Raw genomic sequence first — 12,715 nt, forward strand, 5'->3', positions numbered from 1 at the left:
TTTTCCAAGTATGACAGCCATGAGCCTTCATGGTACTTTGGAGTTGTTCCCATGTATTATCGGTGAGCACTGTTCTTGCCATAATTTAGAGAGCCCTGTTTGAAATAGTCTCTTTATTTTAAAGCCTTTATACTTACTTTTACAGATTAGGGACACGCCCTAGTAACAGGTCGGTAAGTTGATTGGCAAATTGATAATGATACTCTATTGGCTAGGCATCGATTAACTAGGCATCGATTAACTGGGCATCGATTAACTGGGCATCGATTGACCCATCAAAATAACTAGAAAAATGGCTAAACGTTTAAAATTAAGCCTTATTTTGGTGTCTTAGTCGTTTTACGGTTATGTGCCAACGTTATGCTCGGTTATTACATGACTTAATTTTTATATATTAATAGGTTTTAAGTATTTGAAATCCAGATAAATATTATCTGGATTTTTTGTGTTTGGCTCAAACGATATGTCTTATAATCCTGATTTAGTAGCGTATTAAGAAAAGATGAGTGATGAGTGGTAGGCTTTTGGCTATCAGTGACATGGGTTTTATTGCATTTAAAAAGTATAATGTAATCATTGATTAATTTTATACACAACTTGGCGTAGAGGCAGGTAGTACGCGTGTGCTATCCTCAAGCCTTTTAATTTTTTACATAGCCTGTTTTACGTGAGCGAATACTTCATATGCCTTTTTTAGACACGCTGAGACCAAATCACTCTTCAAAAAATGAAGGGATTTATCGATTTGACTATCCAGAAGTCTTCGTTTTAATACTTACGGTCATACTCCTCGCTGTACATTTTAATTTTAGACCTACTTCAATGGCACTGCTCGTTATTGTTTGTCTGCCAAGTTTAATGATTTTGATTTATAACTATCGCCGCCAAAAAAGCTTTTGGACGTCTAACATTGTTATCATTTTACTCTCGGTAGTTATTGGATCGATACAGTTTTGCACGGTTATTTCGCTTAGCTTAGCCTCGCTCATAGCACTCAGAATTATTATTAGTAGCCCTGAAAATCATTTAAAACTGATTGCCGTCTCTGTAATAACCGTCATTGTTTTCTATTATGTTAGCGTTACCCTAAGCAGTGCTGATATAGATTGCCATGAAGGCTGGACCACACCAATAATATTATTAGCCAGTATGATCGTCATACTGTATCAGTTTTGGCATGTGTACCAAGAGTATATTGGTTATGAAACTCGTGCTCATCAGGCCGTTGGGCGCTTAAGTACAATGGTTTCTGTCATTAATAAGTTGACGCGCTTCATACCTCCACAAGTTTGGGAACCTATCGTAAAATCTGATAGCCCAGTTACCGTTGCTAATAAGCGTGCTAAGCTGACGATTATGTTCTCAGATATCGTTGGCTTTACGGAGTTGTCAGATAGTTTGAGCGCTGACAATTTGGCTGATATCTTAAATACTTATATGCATTGTATGACATTGATAGCAAACAAGCATGGCGCCGTACTTGATAAATTTATTGGTGATGGCATGGTGTGTTTTTTCGGTGAGCCAAATAGTCGCGGTGCGCGCCAAGATGCTTTAGACTGTATCGCAATGGCAATAGATATGCGTCGCGAGATGCGAACTTTGAGGCAGAAATGGCGCTTGATGGGCTTTGAGGGGTTGTACATCCGTATAGGCATCAGCACAGGTTATTGCCATGTTGGTAATTTTGGTAGTAATAATCGTCTAAGTTATACTCTTATTGGTAAAGAGGCTAATCTAGCGGCAAGACTTGAATCGAGCGCTGGTAAAGATGAGATACTGGTCAGTGAGAGTACTTACGATTATATCTGTCATAATTATGATTGTCAGCATGCGGGTGCGTTCAAGTTAAAGGGTTTTGATAGCAAGGTAAATGCATGGCAAGTGCTGGATCCAGATACGTATAAAGGTCATTTATCAAAGTGGGTTGATCACACACTACCAGGTTTCAATTTGCATCTAAATTTTAAAGATATGAAGGATAATGATTATCAAGATATCAGAGCACGCTTAAATTTTGCGCTTGAACGTGTCGAGCAGGAGCAAGAAAAAGTGGCAACTGACATAGCGGCAGCAAGCAAACGTAATGACAATCAATGACAATCGTCATAAATAATCATCCAAAAATAATGTTTATACAATCAAGCGCAAAAAAGCCAGCTATTATTATGATAGCTGGCTTTTTTACCTAATAAAGTAAACTGTAATATTAGAACGTGTTCTAGCGTTTAGTGGTTTTCTTTTGCATGGTTGAGCGTATATTTAGGAATCTCAATGGTTAAGTCTTCATCATCGAGCATGACCTGACAAGATAGGCGTGAGTCAGGCTCTAATCCCCAAGCACGATCTAATAAATCGGCTTCAATATCATCCATTTCATCTAAACTATTAAAACCTTTACGGATGACCACATGGCATGTGGTGCAGGCTTTTGACATCTCACATGCATGTTCAATTTTAATGCCTTTTTCCAATAGCGCTTTACATAAGTTGCTGCCAGCTTCTAGCTCGACTTCGGCGCCTTCAGGGCAAATTTCATGATGCGGTAGTACGGTAATTTTTGGCATAAATCGTCTTTCCAGTGCTAATCAATTAAAAGAATAAAAATATAAGAAATGAGCTTAGTATGGTGACTAAGTCACATTTTAAATGTATCTGCTACCAATCTTGGGCATTCGTGCCTGCCATGCTGGCTTTGACGCTTTGATTCATAATACGGGCAGCAAAGGCATCACTGTGAGGCTTGAGCTTTGCTTGCTGTGCCTCGATAAGTGCCAAATCATCAGTACTGAGCGTTGTTTGCAACACTTGTATTTGCTCAGCCAATGAGTGCTGCTCCTCAGAAGACAATAAGGCTGCAAATTCTTTAAGGGCAGATTGTAGCGCTAATACTTCACGCTCCGCTTCTACTTTAGTTTCGATTAAAGAACGTGTATTTTTATCTTCTTCTGCATGCTTGAATCCTGCGACGAGCAATTGCTCTTTTTGCTCATCTGATAACCCATAAGAAGGCACAATCTCAATCTTACTTTCTGTCTTGGTTGTGGTTTCCTGGGCGCTGACGGTTAGCTGTCCATTCGCATCGATACTAAAGGTGACCTCAATACGAGCAAATCCAGCTTTCATCGGTGGGATGCCATATAGCTCAAAACGACCCAATGAACGGCAGTTATCTACTGTCTCGCGCTCGCCCTGTACCACATGAATCACCATGCCTGTTTGACCATCTTGATAGGTGGTAAACACTTGGCGTTTTTTGACAGGGATAGGCGTATTACGTGGAATCAGTACTTCAACTAAGCCGCCCATGGTCTCAAGACCAAGCGATAGCGGCGTTACGTCTAACAATAGTAGGTTGTTATTACTATCGCCATTGACCAATTGATGCGCCGTTTGGGCAGCACCCAAAGCCACGACTTCATCTGGATTTAGACGACAAAGTGGTTGCTTGGCAAAAAACTCTGTCACGACTTGTTGTATAGCAGGCATACGAGTAGAGCCACCGACCAAAATCACTTCGTCTAGATCAGCACTCGAAAGCTTGGCATCACGCAGGACTTGTTCGCATACGCTCAATGTACGGCGGCTAACTGGCTCTGCAATAGCCAGCAAATCTGTACGGCGAAGCACACCTTGATAAGATTGCTCATTCACAGTGATATCGATATCAACTTGTTCAGCATCCGTCAATGCTTGCTTATAAGCTTTGGCTTGTTGCGCCAGTATTGACTTGTCATGACGACTCACATCTTTAGGATCGATAGCTAATTGTTTGATAAGCCAATTGGTCATTAGACGATCGATGTCGTCACCACCTAATGCACTATTACCGCCAGTTGCCAATACTTCAAAGACGCCATCAGTCAGTTTTAAGATAGAAACGTCAAAAGTACCGCCACCCAGATCGTAAATTAAATAATAACTTTCTTTATCGCTGTTTTGCGTTGACTGGTCGAGACCATAGGCGACGGCAGCAGCAGTAGGCTCATTTAGCAGGCGTAACACATTGATACCAGCCGCTTGGGCTGCATCTTTGGTCGCTTGCCGCTGTGCTTCATCAAAATAAGCAGGGACAGTAATGACCGCACCCTCAATACTGTCTGCAGGCAATGCGCTCGCTGCCCGTTGCTCAAGCGCTGCTAAAATACGTGCTGATACTTCAACAGGCGATACTTTACCCTGAGCCGTCACAAATGCTGGCATGTCATCTTTGCTGCCGCTCAACTCATAAGGATGAGAGAATTTGATATCAGCTTGACTACGACCCATAAAACGCTTAGCCGAGACGATCGTATTTTTTGGATCATCCGCTAAGTGAGCTAATGCATCAGAGCCAACCAACGGCTTACCTATGCTTGGATAATAGACCACAGAAGGTAATAAGGTGTCGGTAGCTGCGCTTGCCTCTAAGACTTGCGCCTTGCCTGAGCGTACTACCGCGACCAATGAGCGCGTAGTACCAAGATCAATTCCTAGGCCAAAACGATGCTGGTGGGGTTGGGCGCTTTGATTGGGTTCGGCAATTTGCAATAAAGACATAAGATAACTCAAAGATAAAATGAAAGAGATAAAATTAATAAGTGAAATGGAACAAATATGATAAGCGCACTATTGTAGTTTAACTGCTTTGTATGCACGTGAAAACGAAGATACTTAGCGATTAAAAGTGCTTAAAATAAGGGATTATACGGCATCGCTGTGACTATTTTAACCATCGCTTATAATATAGTTTTCAAATAAGCGTCATAAGCTAATACCATTTATAAATAAATTTGGCATATAAAATAAATTAACAAGCTTATACGTCAGTTAGTTAGACGTATAAATCATCATCATCTGAATGCTCAGCAGTTGCTAACTCATCGATACCAGTAGTCACGTCAGCATTTAATTTGACTAAGAACTTTAGTTTTTGTGTCGCATCAATCGCCGTTTGCCAATCTTGGCTTTGGTAAGCATCATTAAAACGCTTAGACTGTTTTGCCAGTCGTTCGGTGATTTGAGGGTGTAGTTGTTGCAATGTCGCACGATCCTTACCCTCGATAGCGTCATCTAAATCCATGCGCATCTGCATCGCATCTTCTAAAAAGTCCAAGTCTGCAATGGAATGCTCTAGATTCTGTGCTTGATCTGCCATGTCTAGTAGATAGCTAGCACGACTATCAGGCGCACTTAGCGCTTGGTAGGCTTGGTTGATTAACGCTGAGGCCTGCTCAGACTGCTGTTGCGCTTGCGTAGTATTGGCTAGATTCTTGGTGACATTATCAGGATGATAACGTTTTTGTAGCAGACGTAGATGCTGATCGAGACTCTCTTGATTGACTTCAAACTGTACAGGCTGCTCAAATAGGGCAAAGAAGTTATCAAACTGGGCTTCTGCAGTAATGTCTGTCATATCATACGCCTTGCTTGTTATTTATTTTGAAAGTTTTCTTTAACTGAGAACATATTTATTATGGCTTAAATATAGAGTCAGGAAACTCTAAGCTCAAGGGTTTTTAACCTTTGAAGCATTAAACGGTAAAAGACTCGCCGCAACCACATTCGCCTTTTTGATTGGGATTGGTGAACTTAAAGCCTTCGTTAAGACCTTCTTTTTCGTAGTCCATCAACAAACCATCTAAATAGACCAAACTTTTAGGATCAATAAAGATGTTAACGCCGCGGCTTTCGTAACGCGTGTCATTTTCATCAGGGGTATCTACAAACTCTAAAACGTAAGCTAAGCCTGAGCAACCCGCGGTACGGATACCCACTCGAATACCTTCACCTTTGCCGCGATTGTCCAAAAAGTCTCGAACATGCTGAGCGGCGCGTTCTGTCATTTCAATCATGCCAACTCCCATTGACTATCAATGATAAATATCAATCAAAAAAATCTGTATAAACTGGCAATGAAAATAGCGCACTTGCCAAAAAATCTTAATAACGACCAGTTAAGAATCACTAGAAAATAAAAGGTGACAATTACATTAGCGTTATTGTCACCTTTTTAGCGTTAGTAGCTGTTCAATACATCGACTACTAAAGTACGGCCATTAAGACCGTGTACTTAGAAGTACAATACTTACGCTAATAGGTTTAGCTAGCCGCTTCTTCTGTCTCTACTGCTACGCTATTATGCTTACCTTTATAGTCGCTAATAGCGGCTTTAATGGCGTCTTCAGCAAGTACAGAGCAATGCACTTTTACTGGTGGTAAGGCCAACTCTTTCGCGATATCGTTGTTTTTGATTTCGCCCGCTTGATCCAAGCTTTTGCCTTTTAGCCACTCAGTCACGAGCGAGCTTGAGGCGATTGCTGAACCACAGCCATAAGTTTTAAAGCGTGCATCTTCAATGATGCCGTTATCATCAACTTGAATCTGTAGGCGCATTACATCGCCACAAGCTGGGGCACCAACCATACCAGTACCAACGTTTTTGGCATTTTTATCAAGATTGCCGACGTTGCGTGGATTTTCGTAATGATCAATAACTTGGTCACTATAGGCCATGGGGTTTTCTCCTAGTTAGATGATGAGTAGTCAATTACTGACTTTAAATGTCTAACTACTCATCGATAATTGGGGTCAAACATTTAGTTAATAGAAACGGTATTTATAAAAAAGGTATTTATAAAAACTGGATTTATAAGTGTCTGATCAATCGTTTAATGGTTCTGTTTGATAACTATGTCGTTGCTTTCGGTAATTTTAGTGCTCAGCCCATTCGACTGAATCTAAATCAACACCTTCTTGGTACATATCCCAAAGTGGTGATAAGGCACGTAATTTATCGACCGCTTCATGCATTTGTTTGATGACAGTATCGATGTCTGCTTCTGTGGTATAACGACCAAAGCTGAAACGAATTGAGCTGTGTGCTAATTCATCTGGGCGACCAATAGCGCGTAATACATATGATGGTTCAAGCGTCGCTGAGGTACAGGCTGAGCCTGATGATACGGCTAAGTCTTTGAGCGACATCATGAGAGACTCGCCCTCAACGAAGTTAAAGCTGATGTTTACGATGTTAGGTACGCTGTGCTCAAGATCACCATTTAGGTAAATTTCTTCGATATCTTGTAGACCGTCCCACAGTTTTTGGCGTAGTTTAGCTGCATGTGCATGGTCTTCTTCATAACGCTCATTGGCTAAAGCAAATGCTGCTCCAAGACCAACGATTTGATGCGTCGGTAATGTACCTGAACGCATACCGCGCTCATGACCACCGCCATGCTGCTCTGCTTTCAAGCGGATACGTGGCTTACGGCGAACAAATAATGCGCCAATACCTTTAGGACCGTAGGCTTTGTGACCTGAGAAGCTCATCAGATCGATCTTCGTGGTTTCAAGGTCAATCAATACTTTACCAACAGATTGTGCGCCATCGACGTGGAAGACCACACCTGCTTCACGAGTGATTTCACCAATGGCAGCGACATCAGTAATCGTACCAAGCTCATTATTTACCATCATGAGTGATACTAAGATAGTATCGTCACGTAATGCTTCTTTCACTTGCTCTGGTAAGATTAGCCCAGTGCTTGGCTGTGGCTCAAGATAAGTAATCTCAAAACCTTCTTGCTCAAGCTCACGGCACGTATCTAATACGGCTTTATGTTCGATCTTACTGGTAATGATGTGCTTACCACGAGATTGATAAAAGTGGGCGGCACCTTTAATCGCTAGGTTGTCTGATTCTGTTGCACCAGAGGTAAAGACGATTTCGCGTGGATCAGCATTAATGACTTCGGCCACTTGTTGACGCGCTGTTTCTACCGCTTCTTCTGCTTGCCAGCCATAGCCATGCGAGCGCGAGGCTGGATTACCAAAGATGCCATCTACTGTCAGATACTCGCTCATCTTAGCAGCTACTGATTTTGCAACTGGCGTGGTGGCGGCATAATCTAAGTATATAAGGTTGTTATGTTGGCTCATGCTGGGTTTGCCTCGCTGTTCGATAGGGTAATAGTGTTGATATCTTTTATGGAAATCTCTTTGGTAGAGCTGTGCTGACGCTCTGACACTGACTGCACATTTTCCATGTCTAATAATTGCGCTAATGTTATATTTTTCAAGTACTGTTCGATATGATTGGACAGTGCACACCATAAATCATGGGTTAAGCACATTGTACCACCTTGACAGTCGCCGCGTCCTTCGCACTGCATCGCATTAACCGACTCATCGACGGCAGATATGATGCTCATGACGTCTATTTCATGCAATGGTTTGGCTAGATGATAGCCACCTGCTGCACCTCGGATGCTAGTGACCAGACCACGTTTACGAAGTTTGGAAAACAATTGTTCAAGGTAGGAGATAGAAATCGATTGCCGCTTGGCGATATCAGATAAGGAGACTGCAGTGTCTTGTTGGCTGGTTTGTAATGCCAAATCCAGTAACGCAGTAACGGCATATCTGCCTCGAGTAGTCAAACGCATGTGTTATCTCCAAACTTTTAAGTCATTTTTATTTAACAACGACCTTAGCAAAATGATAGTGGTGACAGCTTGTAGCGCAATATGAAAGCTACTGATGAAATCACATAACCGCTAAGTTGTGTCTTATCGTTATTAAACAGCAGATGATGAACCCGATGTGTGCAACGATTAAGCCAATTATACTTAATCCTGAGTAATTTAGTCAAGATTAAAGTGTGGTTGAATGGTTAATCGAGCTTATCACTATGATTGATAAAAACAATGGTATTAAAAGGAGGGACTATAAGATTGAGAACATTGATTCCTAGCATTTTTGAAATACTAAAATTTTGAAATACTAAAATACAGTCTTGAGGTTTGAGTTCTAAGTTTTTTCTTTAACGACTATCAATTATATTAGGGCGTGCTGAATGTTCAATACGCCCCAGTCATCTAAGCGCTTAGTATATTAAGCGCTTAATATGCCTTAATCGGCATCAAACGCGTTTGGTAAAGTAAGTAGCTTGTTATTGGTAAGCTGTCATTGGTAAGTCGTCGTTGGCGACATTAATTCATCAATAGCGCGATAATGGCTGCGATCATAATGACGAGAGCAGCCACGGTGACGATTATCAGGGTTTTCTGTTTGCTCTGTAACTCTTTAACCGTGATTTCAAGCTCACGGTTTTTAATAGTCAAGGTGTTTATTTGGGTTTGTTGCTCTTTGATGCGTAATTTATAGCTGTCCTTTTTGTCAGCCATTTCAGCTTTAGTAGGCTTGGTCTTACCTTTGCCACCTTTTATCTTTTTAATAAGACCTTGAATTAAGCTGCCAAGACCGAGCTGCATAATAAACTGCTTGACCAACTGTACTTGAACAGACTCACCGCGCATTTGTAGTTTTTCGGTGGTTTCGCTGTCATGAGTGGTGATCGCATTGATCACTTGGATGCTATAAGCATTAATGATGACGTCAGGTTCGCTGCGGTCAATAGGTAACTCTGCGTCTAATAATACGCCTTTGGTGCTAAAAGTGGCAAACACTTCAACATGCGGTAGATACAAGCGTAGCGCCACGACAGTACCTTGCTTGGCAAGTGGGTAAGCGGCCTTACGTAGTTCGGGATCTAAACGTAACAATAGTGTCAGCGCCGACTCGATGAACACCAGAATGATATTAAGAAAAGAGTGAGACAACGTAGAACGCTTCATGTAAATAATCCGTTTTATATTTGGCAAATTAGAGGCAAAAGACAAACAAGAGTCAAAATTGACCCAAAAGGTGCAGTGATATTTTGCTTATAGTAACGCCTTTATAATAAAAAGTAACGCTAGTTTCTGTCACTTGGAAAATTATTACTTTACAATTTGGTAATCAACAAGGACACAGACATTTATGACTGGCGATGCCTCAGTACGAGATAACATCTCTTTGAACGATAAGGCAGTATAGAAGTTGACTCGCTAAGTCGAAGTTAGGAAAAGCCGAGGTCACTAGCGGTTATGACCATAGCAGAGGCTTTGCGTAACATTGAGTGTCAAATACGTAGTACAGTAGGCAAAAATATGTAAAATCGCTTGCGCTCCTTATGCTGCCTTGATATAAAGACGATAACAAAGCGAAACCTGTTAATACGCCAGTCAGGCAGTTTTTATTGCTTAAATGCTATGAGAGCGTTACAATGCTTGGCGTGAGCGTTTATTATCCCCCTTAAACTTGAAGGAAATTTTATGAATAAGTCAGAATTAATTGATAGCATCGCAGACAAAAGTGGCCTAAACAAAACCCAAGCTGGCGATGCATTGAATGCTGTTATGGAAAGTGTTGGTGAAGCGCTAGAAGCTGGCGATAGCATCTCATTGGTTGGTTTTGGTACTTTCAGCGTAAAAGACCGTAAAGCACGTACTGGCCGTAACCCTAAGACGGGCGAAGAGCTTAGCATTCCAGCAAGTAAAGTACCAAGCTTTAAAGCGGGTAAAAACTTAAAAGAGCGTTTAAACTAAACCGTTTTATTAAAAACGGATGCTGTATAACGACGTGATATACGAATGAACACAGCATTTACTTAGTAAAGCACTATATAGTTTATAACATGGCTGAAAAGTCATAATATGAATCATTAGAAAGCACCTAAATATTAGGTGCTTTTTTTATCGCTATAGTTTGTATCATACCACGTGAATATTTTGAGTCTGCATCAAAAATCACGTATCATAGGGCGCGCGATAGATGCGTTGTTTAAATAAGGCTGTTTTACTCAGTTTTGTTGTTCTATATCAAATTCACACGTTCTTATTCTTACCATTGCCTGCTTAGATAGCATTGATATTAATAGTAATATTACAATGGTTTTTCATCAATATAGGTTTATAAAGCAGAGATAACTATGGATAAATTGCGCGATTTCTTAAAAAGCTGGCCAGGTCGCATTTTATTGATTTTATGCCTATCGCCGCTCGCTCTATTGGGTGTCGAAAGCTATTTTGGAGGTGGGGTCGATCCCAACCAAGTCGCTCAGGTGGGTGAAGCAAGCGTAGGGTTGTCCGAGTATCAGACTGCCGTAAATAACCGTCGTACTGAAATACTAGAACAAGTTGATGATGCCAGTCTATTAAATGAAGATGTATTGCACGAGCAGGTGCTCAAAGGTCTCATTGATCGTACGCTATTGGAGCAGCAAGCGGGCAAGCTTGGTATGACAGTCTCTGATGACACGATTAATCGTTTATTGCGTGAAGAAGAAATTTTTAAGGACGCAGAAGGCAATTTTTCTAACGACCAATTTTCAAACTTCTTGCGCCAGCGCGGCATGACTAAAGATCAGCTATTTGCTGAGTTTCGTAACCAGTTAAGCCTCGACCAGCTCAATGCAAGTATTGTTGGCACGGCAGTATATCCAATGCAAGCGGTCAGTCAATTGATTGACTTACAACTTGAGTCGCGCAATATCTGGCTGCATCGATTTAATTGGCAAGACTATGTAGATCAGGTCAAGTTAAGCAAAGGCGATATACAAGCCTATTATGATGCCAATAAAGACACACTAAAAAGTGCGGCGATGGTAGATTTGGCATATTTGCAATTAAGTCCTAAAACCATTCAAGTGAATGAAGTTACGGAAGAAGATTTGCAGCAGCAATATGAAGCTTATAAGCAAGGGCTAGCGGTCGTCGATGAACGTAAAATCAGTCAAATCCTATTAACGGGTAAAGATGCGAAGACCAGAGCGGCCAAAATCAAAGCTCGCTTGGATAAAGGTGAGTCTTTTGCCGCATTGGCTAAAACTGAATCAGATGATCCATCAGGAGCAACAGGTGGCGATATTGGTACCTTTAATCCCTCTGTATTTGGTAATGATGCTGCAGCGGTTGAGCAAGCTTTAGAGGGCTTAAGCGTGGGTGATGTAACAGCACCTATTAAGACTAGCTTTGGCTATCAGATATTTACTGTAACCGAAGATAACGGTAGTAAAATCCCAAGCCTAGAAAGCATGCGTGCAGAGCTGACAGCAAAAGCCAAAGAATATAAGCGTCAAGAAATCTATGCAGATAAAGTGACAGCGATTAATGACTTGGCAGCAGATGGCTTTAGTATCGAAGACATCGCTCAGCAAGAGAACGTAACGCTAAAACGTATCAAGGATTATCGTAAAGAAAACAACAAGTCGGAGCTATCACAACCAGCAGTGATTAAGCAGGCTTTTGATGAGTTTACCATTCAAGATCAGGCAGTAACCGCAGGTATCGAAGTCGGTAACGGTACGGTATGGGTGCAGCCAAGCAACTATCGTCCTACGAAAACGCTTAGCTTAGCTGCTGCTACGCCAAAAATTACTCAGATATTACGTCAAGAAAAGGCAACGGCATTGGCGCTAAAAGAGGCGAAGAAACTAGCCGCTGGTATTAAAACGCCTGCTGATATCAATAAACAGCCAGTACGTTTTCAATCATTAGGTGAAGTGAATCGCCAAACCACTCTATTGACAGAGAAAGAACGCGGATTAGCCTTTAGTCAGCAAGCAGCTAATAATGGCGTCGTTGCCATTGCCAGTGAGACTGAGATGGGTGCGACTTTGTTGGTCGGTGATCGTATTAAAACAGAGGAGCAGTCGCCATTATCTGATGTGCAAAGAGCACAAACAGCTGCAATCATTCGTGATAACTTGGGGCAAGATCAGCTACAAGATTACTTGGATTATCTCCGCTTGGTATATAAAGTTGAAATTAATGACGCCAATATAGCAAACGCGCAAGGGCGTTAGAAGTAAAGCTATTAAGGAAAATTTGAGATACTTACTTAGTCATTCGTC

11 protein-coding genes and 1 pseudogene are annotated in these 12,715 nt (G+C 41.4%); 3 read left to right on the forward strand and 9 right to left on the reverse strand.

Annotated features, from left to right (window positions below):
* A pseudogene (locus ACP7AE_RS04935) lies at positions 1–82 on the reverse strand (IS5/IS1182 family transposase); the annotation flags it as partial.
* Positions 83–822: 740 nt separating this feature from the next.
* Between ACP7AE_RS04935 and ACP7AE_RS04940 the strand changes: the two are divergent.
* Positions 823–2,100: an adenylate/guanylate cyclase domain-containing protein gene (locus ACP7AE_RS04940; RefSeq protein WP_426241708.1), complete on the forward strand. Its 1,278-nt coding sequence runs from the start codon at positions 823–825 to the stop codon at positions 2,098–2,100.
* A gap of 128 nt (positions 2,101–2,228) precedes the next feature.
* Here the strand turns inward: ACP7AE_RS04940 and fdx are convergent, their stop codons facing one another.
* The 8 genes from fdx to ACP7AE_RS04980 form a co-directional block, all read right to left on the reverse strand.
* Positions 2,229–2,567: an ISC system 2Fe-2S type ferredoxin gene (fdx, locus tag ACP7AE_RS04945; protein ID WP_201553608.1), complete on the reverse strand. Its 339-nt coding sequence runs from the start codon at positions 2,565–2,567 to the stop codon at positions 2,229–2,231.
* Positions 2,568–2,658: 91 nt separating this feature from the next.
* The gene (gene hscA, locus ACP7AE_RS04950) at positions 2,659–4,539 is read right to left on the reverse strand and encodes a Fe-S protein assembly chaperone HscA (RefSeq protein WP_201538865.1); all 1,881 of its coding nucleotides are present in this window, start codon (positions 4,537–4,539) and stop codon (positions 2,659–2,661) included.
* Positions 4,540–4,813: 274 nt separating this feature from the next.
* Entirely contained in the window at positions 4,814–5,395 is a 582-nt protein-coding gene (gene hscB / locus ACP7AE_RS04955) for a Fe-S protein assembly co-chaperone HscB (protein ID WP_193009472.1), read from the reverse strand.
* A gap of 118 nt (positions 5,396–5,513) precedes the next feature.
* Entirely contained in the window at positions 5,514–5,834 is a 321-nt protein-coding gene (iscA, locus tag ACP7AE_RS04960; RefSeq protein WP_045445072.1) for an iron-sulfur cluster assembly protein IscA, read from the reverse strand.
* 247 nt (positions 5,835–6,081) lie between these two features.
* Positions 6,082–6,495 (reverse strand): Fe-S cluster assembly scaffold IscU, encoded by a 414-nt coding sequence (gene iscU / locus ACP7AE_RS04965; protein ID WP_201538866.1) that lies wholly within the window; start codon positions 6,493–6,495, stop codon positions 6,082–6,084.
* Between the two features lie 198 nt (positions 6,496–6,693).
* Positions 6,694–7,920: an IscS subfamily cysteine desulfurase gene (locus ACP7AE_RS04970; RefSeq protein ID WP_045451862.1), complete on the reverse strand. Its 1,227-nt coding sequence runs from the start codon at positions 7,918–7,920 to the stop codon at positions 6,694–6,696.
* Positions 7,917–8,426 (reverse strand): Rrf2 family transcriptional regulator, encoded by a 510-nt coding sequence (locus tag ACP7AE_RS04975; protein WP_045451863.1) that lies wholly within the window; start codon positions 8,424–8,426, stop codon positions 7,917–7,919. Before ACP7AE_RS04975 ends, ACP7AE_RS04970 begins: the two co-directional genes overlap by 4 nt.
* 546 nt (positions 8,427–8,972) lie before the next feature.
* Entirely contained in the window at positions 8,973–9,617 is a 645-nt protein-coding gene (locus ACP7AE_RS04980) for a hypothetical protein (RefSeq protein ID WP_426241712.1), read from the reverse strand.
* A gap of 519 nt (positions 9,618–10,136) precedes the next feature.
* Here ACP7AE_RS04980 and ACP7AE_RS04985 point away from each other — a divergent pair.
* Positions 10,137–10,409, forward strand: coding sequence for an HU family DNA-binding protein (locus ACP7AE_RS04985; protein ID WP_045445077.1), 273 nt, complete (start codon positions 10,137–10,139; stop codon positions 10,407–10,409).
* A gap of 383 nt (positions 10,410–10,792) precedes the next feature.
* Positions 10,793–12,667 carry a SurA N-terminal domain-containing protein gene (locus ACP7AE_RS04990; RefSeq protein ID WP_426241714.1) on the forward strand — a complete coding sequence of 625 codons (1,875 nt, stop codon included), beginning with the start codon at positions 10,793–10,795 and terminating at the stop codon, positions 12,665–12,667.
* Positions 12,668–12,715 lie beyond the last annotated feature (48 nt).

Origin of the sequence: Psychrobacter sp. TWP2-1-2, from assembly GCF_049896785.1 — a bacterium.
GTDB lineage: Bacteria > Pseudomonadota > Gammaproteobacteria > Pseudomonadales > Moraxellaceae > Psychrobacter.

What these genes read in the sequence shown, in the direction of transcription:
- ACP7AE_RS04980 (WP_426241712.1), bottom strand. Translation starts at nt 9,617, where the DNA reads ATGAAGCGTTCTACGTTGTCTCACTCTTTTCTTAATATCATTCTGGTG.
- ACP7AE_RS04990 (WP_426241714.1), top strand. Translation starts at nt 10,793, where the DNA reads ATGGATAAATTGCGCGATTTCTTAAAAAGCTGGCCAGGTCGCATTTTA.
- ACP7AE_RS04940 (WP_426241708.1), top strand. Translation starts at nt 823, where the DNA reads ATGGCACTGCTCGTTATTGTTTGTCTGCCAAGTTTAATGATTTTGATT.
- hscB (WP_193009472.1), bottom strand. Translation starts at nt 5,395, where the DNA reads ATGACAGACATTACTGCAGAAGCCCAGTTTGATAACTTCTTTGCCCTA.
- fdx (WP_201553608.1), bottom strand. Translation starts at nt 2,567, where the DNA reads ATGCCAAAAATTACCGTACTACCGCATCATGAAATTTGCCCTGAAGGC.
- ACP7AE_RS04975 (WP_045451863.1), bottom strand. Translation starts at nt 8,426, where the DNA reads ATGCGTTTGACTACTCGAGGCAGATATGCCGTTACTGCGTTACTGGAT.
- iscA (WP_045445072.1), bottom strand. Translation starts at nt 5,834, where the DNA reads ATGATTGAAATGACAGAACGCGCCGCTCAGCATGTTCGAGACTTTTTG.
- hscA (WP_201538865.1), bottom strand. Translation starts at nt 4,539, where the DNA reads ATGTCTTTATTGCAAATTGCCGAACCCAATCAAAGCGCCCAACCCCAC.
- iscU (WP_201538866.1), bottom strand. Translation starts at nt 6,495, where the DNA reads ATGGCCTATAGTGACCAAGTTATTGATCATTACGAAAATCCACGCAAC.
- ACP7AE_RS04985 (WP_045445077.1), top strand. Translation starts at nt 10,137, where the DNA reads ATGAATAAGTCAGAATTAATTGATAGCATCGCAGACAAAAGTGGCCTA.
- ACP7AE_RS04970 (WP_045451862.1), bottom strand. Translation starts at nt 7,920, where the DNA reads ATGAGCCAACATAACAACCTTATATACTTAGATTATGCCGCCACCACG.